Genomic DNA, 6,507 nt, shown 5'->3' on the forward strand with positions numbered 1-6,507 from the left:
GACAGCCCCTGCCGTCACAATGCCGGAAACAGCCGGAGACGAACACCCGCGCCCATCACTCTTGAAACGGGACATGAGAGTGCACTGACTCATTCGGAAGGTGCAGGCAGTCGTTCGAGTTTGGCGAGGATGGCACCAGCGGGCTTGGTCCACACGAAGGGCTTGGAGGCCTTATTGTGGTCCCGAATGTAACGGGTGATGGCGTCCTGCAGGTCGGCCACCGACTTGAAGACCCCTCGCCGGATCGTCCGGCGGGTGATGACGGAGAAGAACCCCTCGACGGCATTGATCCAGGACGCCGAGGTCGGTGTGAAATGGAAGACCCAGCGCGGATGAGCTGCTAGCCATTCCAGCACCTTGGGGTGCTTGTGAGTGGCGTAGTTGTCGACGATGGCATGGATCACCTTGCCGGCCGGAACGCTCCGCTCCACGGCCTTCAGGAAGGTGATGAACTCCTTGTGGGTGTGCTTGGGCATGCAGCGCCCGACCACGGTGCCGTCCAGCGTGTTCAGCGCGGCGAACAGGGTGGTGGTGCCGTTGCGCTTGTAGTCGTGCGTCATCGTCCCGCACTTGCCGGGCTTCAGCGGCAAGCCGGGCTGGGTGCGGTCGAGCGCCTGGATCTGGCTCTTCTCGTCGATGGACAGCACCACCGCGTGGCAGGGCGGGTCCATGTAGAGCCCGACGATGTCCTCCACCTTGGATGCGAACGCCGGGTCGGTGGACCGCTTGAAGGTGCGGATACGATGGGGCTGGAGGCGGTTGGCTTCCCAGATGCGCTGCACGGCGCGCAAGCTGATGCCGACCGCCTGGGCCATCGCCCGGCCAGTCCAGTGGGTGACCGCCCCGGGAGGTTCCGAGCAGGTCAGCGCCAGAACCTTGGCGACCGTCGCCGTGGGCAGCGGCGCCTTGCCGGGTTTGCGGGTCTTGTCGCGCAGCAGCCCGTCGACACCTTGCTCGGCGTAGCGCGCCTGCCATCGCCACACCGCCGGGCGGCTGACGCCGGCCCGCCGCGCCACCTCCAATACAGGCAGGCGCTCCGCCGACAGGGCAATGATGTTCGCCCGCTGCATATGCTTGAGCGGGCGGTTGCGGTCACCGAGGATCGCGGCCAAACGCGCGCGATCCTCCGGTCCAACGATGACGCTGACGGTCTGGGCCATGCCCGACAGAATCGCACGTCCGCCGGCACATGTGAATCCTATGTTTGTGTCAGTGCACTAGCCTGGAAAGGAAGCCGCAATGCCCGCCTTGAAGCTCAAAATTACCCAGACAGCAGGGTTCCGCCATATCACGCTTGGCAAGGTTCGCCTCCTGGAGGTTTGCCGGGAGTTCGAGCGCATCGATCCGACCGGCAAGATCCAAAAGGTCATTATTGAAACGATCAACGCCAACCCGGAGATTGCCGAAGCGATCATGGCCGCTACCTTTGCCGAGGAAGGGCAGCTGGAAGCCGCTCAATAAGCTCAGTTGAAACGGCGGTTGGTGCAGCGGATATGTGATTGAAAGCGACAGGGAACGCATCGGCCGCCGCTACACTTTTATTAGATGATCACCGCTTTGCGCCGCCGCAAGGTTTTCATAATTACCAAAATACAATGAGCGCAGGCGGACAGATTTGGCATGACGAAATGACCCTGTCGCTCATTGCCGCAATATGCGCTCTGTGAAAAAACCGCCATACACCTGTAACCTCGCACTGGAAACAGCTACACAGGATGGTTTTTCAGATCGAGCGATGCGTGAAGGTGCAAATGAAAGGGAAGCTACTGGCCGCCACGATGATGGTGAGCATAGCGGGATCGGCGGGTGCCGGTGAGCGCACCTTGACAATCGCGTCGGAGGGAGGTTTACCGCCCTGGAACACCCTCACGTCCACCGGTGAACTCACGGGCTTCGAGATCGACCTAGGCCATGAGCTGTGCCGGCGGATGCGCTACGACTGCCAGTTCGTCGCACACGAATGGGAGAGCATGATCCCAGCTTTGCGCCAAGGAAAGTACGATGCCATCATGGCCGGGATGGTAATAACCGAGGAACGGCTGAAATCCATCGCCTTTGCTGGCCCTTACGCGTTTGGCCCGAGCCAACTCGCGACGATGCTGGGCAACGATGTCGTCGAACTGTCGGCCGATACCCCGGAGCGCATCGACCTCGCCGTCGAGACACCTATGGCCACGCGCGTGCTAGAACGCCTCTCCCAGATGCTGCGCGGCAAGCGTATCGGCGTCCAAGCCGCCACAGTGCAGGCCGCGTTCGTCGAGCGGTTCTTCCCGGGCGCAACGGTGCACCTCTACAACACGCTCCAAAACGCCGGTCTCGATCTTCTCGCAAGTCGGGTGGATGCCGTGTTCCTCGACCGTGGCGGGTTGGAGGACCTGCTCCGGAACGGACAGGACCGGGTCGTGCCGTTCGGCCCGAGTTTCGTTCGAGGGCCGCTGGGGCGCGGCGTCGCCATCGGCCTTCGGCAGGAGGACACCGCCCTCAAGCAAGCCTTCGACCGAGCAATCGCTGAAGCGGCGGCCGATGGGACCGTGAGGACGCTTTCGATGCGCCACTTCGGCTATGACGTGACGGTCGAGCCGTAAGCTGGGGTGCGTTGGCTCTTAAGTATTGGGAGAACCGCGGCCTGTCGCCGGCTGAGAAGTACTGGCCATTTCTGTGCTTCGGTTCTCTCACGACATAACGTCACCAGGAAGGCCGACAACCTAACGGCGCTCCCCCTCGCTCTCAGTGCTGCGGTTGGGAAGGCAGCACGCCGGAAATGTCGAACAGAGCCTCCTCAACAAGGTCCGGGCCACGGCGAACAGCCGCCTTGCGATAATAGTCCACCACCATCACATGAATTGCCGAGACCAGTGCGGAAAGCGGGAGTGCCGCGGGCGTGACACTGGCCTGCTGTGCGGCCCGCATCCGGATCTGAACGATCAGCTTGGCGAGGGAAAGATCCTCCCGCTGGGCAATTTCTTCCAGCCCGATCCAGTATACGATCTCAAGCATAAGCGTCAGAGACGCCCGTCCGACCTGGATCTCCCGAACCTCGGAGACCGCAGGATCAGCGCTGACTTCTTGGAACTGCATAGACTTAGATATGTCCTTCACGGAAATTAGGGTAGGGTTCTGATAAGAGGGACGGTCGTTGACGCACGGGCAAGGGTGACGGGCGTCATTCCCTGCTCCTCTCAAAAAGTGTCGCGCGGAGATGGTAGATGAAGGCCCTGACCCGTGGGATGTCCTTTGTCTCACGATGGCTCACGAGCCAGAACACCAGCTCCGGTGGGTCGAAGCCCTTGATCTCTAGCATAACCAAGTCGGGCTCACGGTCGTTGTGCAAATCCGACGGCTGAAGACTAATGCCCATGCCGCGCCGCGTCGCCTCACCCAGTGCCATGCTGGAGTTGGTCCGATAGGGCACGCGTGAGTCGCCTGTGGCCTCCCGCCACGCAGCCCATGGCCCGTCATCCGGATACTCAGTGTGGTCGCACACCAAATGGCCCGCCAAGTCACCCATCGTCTCCGGATGGCCGTGACGGGCGAGATATGCCCTCGATGCAAAGGGCTGAAACACCATACGCCCTTCGCAAAGGACGACGAGATCCTGGTCCAGGGGCTTCTCGTAAACGATCAGGATGTCCGTGCCGATGCTTCCCGGCGCAGGAAGGTCGCTGGAGCACATAACCTGGATCGTCACGTTCGGGAAGCGCTCGCGGAAGTCGCCGAGCTTGTCGGGCAGCCAGTACCCGCCGATCCCGTCCGTGGTCCAGAGGCGAATGGTCCCCTGCGGCGCCAGTTCCGACCTGCCGAGGCTCTGGATAAGCGCGACCTCCTGGTCAATGAGCTGCGTGCGCTGCAGCAGCCGCTCGCCGGCCGGCGTGAGCGTGACGCCGCGGGTTCCCCGCTTGAGCAGCCGCACGCCTAACGCCTCCTCCAACGCGCCCATACGGCGCCAGACGGTCGGCTGGCTGTAACCGAGCGTTGCCGCCGCGCTGGTGATGCTTCCAGCCCGCGCGACTGCGAGAAAGGCTTTGAGATTATCCCAATCGAGTGCGAGGTCGCTATTCATGAGTGAATTATCGAAATTCAAACTGTTGGGCAGACGGGTCGAACGCTTGCGCCTACCATTGCGTTCACCGGTGCCGTATCGAAAGTACTGAAACGCATAGTGGGCTCATCCGCGCATACAGTTGTAGAGCCTGAGGTGGAGCCTGCCGAGACGGGGATTATACAATGTCTGCATCGCAATTCAAAGAACCGAGTGTTGCCCCGGTTTTGACGGTCCGTGTCGCCCGCGAACTCGACGATCTTATAAAATGCCAGGTGCTGCGGAGCTTGGCGTTTATTGGAGAACAGGGATCTCCCTACGACGAAGAGTTCGACGGGAACGATCTCTGCGCCACCCACGTTCTTGCAATGCTGAATAACGAACCGGTCGGCGCGCTCCGCATCCGCTATTTCGCCGGATTCGCAAAGCCGGAACGTCTCGCCGTCCATCCCGCCTACCGCCTGAAGCGTATCGATCGGACAACGGTCCCCCGAGTTCTCGTCGATTTCGCAGTCGATCATTGCCGGCGGAAAGGCTACACCACCCTCTATGGCCATGCGCAAAGGCGCCTTGTGAGCTTCTGGGGCAAATTCGGGTTCAAGCCCTGCGGCGAGCACGAGCTACATTACTCTGACCACGAATACGTCGTGCTCCGCGCTGACTATGAGCCTCACCCGGAAGCCATCACGGTCGAGAGCCCGCCGCTCGTGATCGTCCGGCCTGAAGGAGATTGGCAGAAACCCGGTCCCTTTGACCTGAGCCTCGACCGACCGCCGACCAACCGTATCGCCGCACCCACGGCCATTGCCTCGCCGGTGTCTCGTGGCTCCAGTTTCCCCGCCGGAGCGTTCCATGCCCCTGCAGAATAAGCAACATCCCAACGCAAAAGCCGTGGCGGTGACCGGCACGAACTTCATCGTCGCCGGTCGCCGTACGACACTCCGGCTGGAGAAGCCGATGAGGGAGGCGCTGCAGGAGATAGCCCGAATTGAGGGGATGACGGTGCACGAAATCGTATCCGCTGTCGACCAGGGCCGCGCTGATCAGCGCACCAGGACCTCTGCGGTCCGTATGTTCGTCACGGACTACTTCCGTGCTGCCGCGACGAAGGAAGGTCACGAACGTGCCGGGCATGGCAGCGGAACTCTGTTCGGCGTGCGATGCCAGGGCGGGCCATCTATTAGGAGAATCACAGCGTCATGAGCGGTTCGGAAGACAGCCCGTTCCAACGGATCAGACTGCAACAGCTGCTTGCGGGCATTGACACTAAAAAGCAGCCCGTCGGCTATGACATCATGCTCGCTAATCGGCGGACCTTTGTGACGCTGGAGAAGGAAATCTGGCAGGCCGTTGACAACATTGCGAGCCAGAACGGCCGTTCGCGCTCCGGACTAGTGACGCAAATCGACCGGGCTAAGCCGGTGCACACCACCCTCGCCTCCGCAATCCGGATCTTCGTGCTCCAATACTACCGAAACGCCTTGGACTGTGCCGAGAGGGAAGAGAGAGGTGAGGACAGGGGCATCTTCCGGTCCGCCCGCCGTTCTCCCAATGCAGACTCAACGGACTGGGAGGGCGTCGCGTCGCCCGACACCCACCTGATCCACTAACTAAGCGCAAACCACGGAGCAGTGGGAAGGCTCACTCACGCACGCACAGTGGGAAATTGTTAAATGAAGCGCTCCGGGAGATCCGCTTGTGATTCCGATTTTCGACGATGTTGTTCCACAGCTTCAGAGCTTAGCCGAACTGACAAACGAGCAATTGTCAGAGCATCTTCAGGCGACGCGGGCGGCGTATGAGCGGGAGAAGTGCCGGAATAAGGCTCAGACCCTGTTTGCCGGAATGATCGTGCTTCAGAAGGAACTCAAACAAAGACGGCTTTGATCGTGTTCGATCGGTGTCCGCACCGATAATGGTTGCAAAGCTCAGCTGCGGCTGCATTCTCCCCCGCTCAATAGGAGAGCGCCCGCATGGCCAGCAGCTACCCCGATATCGTCGCCGGTATGAACAAGAAGTCTCGCGATCCCGCAGCCGCCACACCGGACGTGTGCGAAGTGTGGTCCAAGCAGGACGACGAAGGACAGATGCTGGTGAATGCGATCTTCGGCTTTGAAGTAGCGCATGGCCGACGCGCTAAGCTAGAAGATGAGCCCGAGGTCCGGGAGCGGATGACGGCACTTCTCGGAAAACGAAAGGTTGCGTAAGCCCCTGAGCCATGAGGTGTTGCTCATGGTTGGTGAATAGTCGTTTACCAATGCTGTTAATAGCTCATTATAACGGCCGGTGTAGATTTCTACAGAAATGGAGGAATCAGGCACATGAGCGGCTTGGCAGACAGCTACAACATCGGCCTCAAGCCGTGGGGTTTATGGGCTTGTGTGGGTTGCTGCCCGGTTCGATGAGACAGCTGGCTGCGGTAAAATGAACCGCAACCGGAGGTCTGACGATGAACGAGGAACAGGGGC

10 protein-coding genes are annotated in these 6,507 nt (G+C 60.7%); 7 read left to right on the forward strand and 3 right to left on the reverse strand.

The window, feature by feature from the left end; genetic code table 11:
* Nucleotides 1–89: 89 nt before the first annotated feature.
* Nucleotides 90–1,160 (reverse strand): IS630 family transposase, encoded by a 1,071-nt coding sequence (locus JUB11_RS32015; protein WP_207462860.1) that lies wholly within the window; start codon nucleotides 1,158–1,160, stop codon nucleotides 90–92.
* 79 nt (nucleotides 1,161–1,239) lie between these two features.
* Here JUB11_RS32015 and JUB11_RS32020 point away from each other — a divergent pair, with 79 nt between their 5' ends.
* Nucleotides 1,240–1,461: a hypothetical protein gene (locus tag JUB11_RS32020; protein WP_207462861.1), complete on the forward strand. Its 222-nt coding sequence runs from the start codon at nucleotides 1,240–1,242 to the stop codon at nucleotides 1,459–1,461.
* Nucleotides 1,462–1,715: 254 nt separating this feature from the next.
* Nucleotides 1,716–2,585 carry a transporter substrate-binding domain-containing protein gene (locus JUB11_RS32025; RefSeq protein ID WP_207462862.1) on the forward strand — a complete coding sequence of 290 codons (870 nt, stop codon included), beginning with the start codon at nucleotides 1,716–1,718 and terminating at the stop codon, nucleotides 2,583–2,585.
* A 142-nt stretch (nucleotides 2,586–2,727) separates the two neighbouring features.
* On the opposite strand, the gene JUB11_RS32030 is transcribed toward JUB11_RS32025, so the two are convergent.
* The gene (locus JUB11_RS32030; RefSeq protein ID WP_207462863.1) at nucleotides 2,728–3,078 is read right to left on the reverse strand and encodes a ribbon-helix-helix domain-containing protein; all 351 of its coding nucleotides are present in this window, start codon (nucleotides 3,076–3,078) and stop codon (nucleotides 2,728–2,730) included.
* 85 nt (nucleotides 3,079–3,163) lie between these two features.
* On the reverse strand, nucleotides 3,164–4,060 hold the full coding sequence (locus JUB11_RS32035; RefSeq protein ID WP_207462864.1) for a LysR family transcriptional regulator: 897 nt from the start codon (nucleotides 4,058–4,060) through the stop codon (nucleotides 3,164–3,166).
* A gap of 164 nt (nucleotides 4,061–4,224) precedes the next feature.
* Here JUB11_RS32035 and JUB11_RS32040 point away from each other — a divergent pair, with 164 nt between their 5' ends.
* From JUB11_RS32040 to JUB11_RS32060, 5 genes are all read left to right on the forward strand, one after another.
* Nucleotides 4,225–4,908, forward strand: a complete 684-nt coding sequence (locus tag JUB11_RS32040) for a GNAT family N-acetyltransferase (RefSeq protein ID WP_207462865.1) — start codon at nucleotides 4,225–4,227, stop codon at nucleotides 4,906–4,908.
* Nucleotides 4,892–5,242 carry a ribbon-helix-helix domain-containing protein gene (locus tag JUB11_RS32045; RefSeq protein WP_207462866.1) on the forward strand — a complete coding sequence of 117 codons (351 nt, stop codon included), beginning with the start codon at nucleotides 4,892–4,894 and terminating at the stop codon, nucleotides 5,240–5,242. Before JUB11_RS32040 ends, JUB11_RS32045 begins: the two co-directional genes overlap by 17 nt.
* The gene (locus tag JUB11_RS32050; RefSeq protein ID WP_207462867.1) at nucleotides 5,239–5,649 is read left to right on the forward strand and encodes a ribbon-helix-helix domain-containing protein; all 411 of its coding nucleotides are present in this window, start codon (nucleotides 5,239–5,241) and stop codon (nucleotides 5,647–5,649) included. The genes JUB11_RS32045 and JUB11_RS32050 overlap by 4 nt, the downstream gene beginning before the upstream one ends.
* Nucleotides 5,650–5,737: 88 nt before the next feature.
* Nucleotides 5,738–5,926 (forward strand): hypothetical protein, encoded by a 189-nt coding sequence (locus JUB11_RS32055; RefSeq protein WP_207462868.1) that lies wholly within the window; start codon nucleotides 5,738–5,740, stop codon nucleotides 5,924–5,926.
* Between the two features lie 86 nt (nucleotides 5,927–6,012).
* Complete coding sequence (locus JUB11_RS32060; RefSeq protein ID WP_207462869.1) at nucleotides 6,013–6,246, forward strand: hypothetical protein; 234 nt, start codon at nucleotides 6,013–6,015, stop codon at nucleotides 6,244–6,246.
* The last annotated feature ends 261 nt before the right edge of the window (nucleotides 6,247–6,507 follow it).

This window comes from Azospirillum sp. SYSU D00513 (genome assembly GCF_017356015.1).
Lineage (GTDB): Bacteria > Pseudomonadota > Alphaproteobacteria > Azospirillales > Azospirillaceae > Azospirillum.

Coding starts and splice junctions, on each gene's coding strand:
- JUB11_RS32015 (WP_207462860.1), bottom strand. CDS start 1,160: ATGGCCCAGACCGTCAGCGTCATCGTTGGACCGGAGGATCGCGCGCGT.
- JUB11_RS32020 (WP_207462861.1), top strand. CDS start 1,240: ATGCCCGCCTTGAAGCTCAAAATTACCCAGACAGCAGGGTTCCGCCAT.
- JUB11_RS32025 (WP_207462862.1), top strand. CDS start 1,716: ATGGTTTTTCAGATCGAGCGATGCGTGAAGGTGCAAATGAAAGGGAAG.
- JUB11_RS32030 (WP_207462863.1), bottom strand. CDS start 3,078: ATGCAGTTCCAAGAAGTCAGCGCTGATCCTGCGGTCTCCGAGGTTCGG.
- JUB11_RS32035 (WP_207462864.1), bottom strand. CDS start 4,060: ATGAATAGCGACCTCGCACTCGATTGGGATAATCTCAAAGCCTTTCTC.
- JUB11_RS32040 (WP_207462865.1), top strand. CDS start 4,225: ATGTCTGCATCGCAATTCAAAGAACCGAGTGTTGCCCCGGTTTTGACG.
- JUB11_RS32045 (WP_207462866.1), top strand. CDS start 4,892: ATGCCCCTGCAGAATAAGCAACATCCCAACGCAAAAGCCGTGGCGGTG.
- JUB11_RS32050 (WP_207462867.1), top strand. CDS start 5,239: ATGAGCGGTTCGGAAGACAGCCCGTTCCAACGGATCAGACTGCAACAG.
- JUB11_RS32060 (WP_207462869.1), top strand. CDS start 6,013: ATGGCCAGCAGCTACCCCGATATCGTCGCCGGTATGAACAAGAAGTCT.